We start from the raw sequence: 1,641 nt of genomic DNA, 5'->3' as shown, positions 1-1,641 counted from the left end.
TGGACAGCGGTTTGGATATGGAGGCCACCAACTTTGGCCTGTCCTTTGCAACCAATGACAAAAAGGAAGGAATGACCGCGTTCTTGGAGAAGAGAAAGGCTGCCTTGACCGATTTTTAAGCGGTACCTGATATTAGATCTTGAAATGCGAGGATGAACGATATGGCTAAGAAACCTGTGATTACCGCGGCAGAAGCCGCGCAGATGGTCCGGGACGGCATGACGATTTCCACAAGCGGCTTTGTGGCAAGCGCAATGCCGGAGGCACTGACCAGAGCACTGGAGGAGCGTTTTCTGAAGACGGGTTCCCCCAGGAATCTGACGCTGTTCTATGCTGCTGCTCAAGGCAACCGGGATGGCAGCGGTGCAGATCACTTTGCCCATGAAGGTATGCTCAAGCGTGTGATTGGCGGCCATTACAACATGGCTCCCGAATTGGGTAAGCTGATCAATGCCAATAAGCTGGAGGCGTATAACCTGCCTCAAGGCACACTTGCACAGCTGTTCCGGGATATTGCCGGTCATAAACTGGGAACCTTGACTCACGTTGGCCTGAACACCTTTGTCGATCCCCGTATCGAAGGTGGCAAGCTGAACTCCGTCACCACCGAGGATATTGTCGAAGTGGTGGATCTTATGGGTGAAGAGAGGCTGCTGTACAAGGGTTTCCATATTGACGTGGGTATGATCCGCGGTACATATGCCGACGAAAACGGCAATGTGACTTTGGAGCGGGAGTGCTGCACAACGGAGGCGACCTCTATTGCCCAGGCTGTCAAAAATGGTGGCGGCAAGGTTGTTGTTCAAGTTGAGAAGGTTGTGCAGGCCGGCACCTTGGATCCCAAGTTGGTGAAGATTCCTGGCATCTATGTGGATGCTATCGTAATCTGCGAGAACAAGGCAGACCACGCCCAGTGCCAGGGCTGCGAATACGACGGCTCCATGACCGGCGATTTCTGCCTGCCCCTGGGCAGTCTGGAGTATCCCCCCATGAGTGCCAAAAAAATCATCGGCCGGCGGGCGGCTATGGAGCTGCAGCCAAACACGGTGGTAAACCTGGGTATTGGTATTCCCGAGTACATTTCCATGGTTGCCAACGAAGAGGGCATCGGTGACTACATGACATTGACGGTAGAAGCCGGCCCCGTAGGTGGTGTACCGCAGGGCGGCCCCAAGTTCGGGGGATCCGTCAATGTGGAGGCGATTCTGGATCAGCCCTATCAGTTTGACTTCTATGACGGCGGTGGCGTGGATCTGGCATTTCTGGGCCTCGCCCAGGCCGACAAGGACGGCAATATCAACGTTTCCAAGTTCGGCCCCAGAATTGCGGGGTGCGGCGGATTCATCAACATCACTCAAAATGCCAAGAAAGTATTCTTCTGCGGAACCTTTACTGCGGGCGGAATTAAAACCCACGTTGAGGACGGAAAGCTCGTTATCGACCAGGAAGGGCGCGAGTGGAAATTCATTGATGCTGTGGAGCAGATCACCTTCTCCGGTGCGTATGCCAACAAAATTGGTCAGCCGGTAGTCTATATCACGGAACGAGCAGTGTTTGAGTTACGTAAGGATGGCGTCTATCTTATCGAGGTGGCTCCTGGCATTGATATTCAAACTCAGATTATCGATCTCATGGGATTTG

General features: G+C 53.4%; 1 protein-coding gene and 1 pseudogene. Both read left to right on the top strand.

All coding sequences use genetic code 11. The annotated features are described in order from the left end of the window. A pseudogene (locus tag BMZ81_RS14335) lies at positions 1 to 119 on the top strand (enoyl-CoA hydratase/isomerase family protein); the annotation flags it as partial. Positions 120 to 161: 42 nt separating this feature from the next. Next, positions 162 to 1,641 (top strand): acyl CoA:acetate/3-ketoacid CoA transferase (locus BMZ81_RS13780; RefSeq protein WP_091133096.1); only part of this gene is annotated, 1,480 nt, incomplete at its 3' end.

Source organism: Oscillibacter sp. PC13 (assembly GCF_900115635.1).
Taxonomy (GTDB): domain Bacteria; phylum Bacillota; class Clostridia; order Oscillospirales; family Oscillospiraceae; genus Oscillibacter.
Note: the sequence above shows the minus strand (reverse complement) of the source record. Positions and strands in the feature narration are given on the sequence as shown.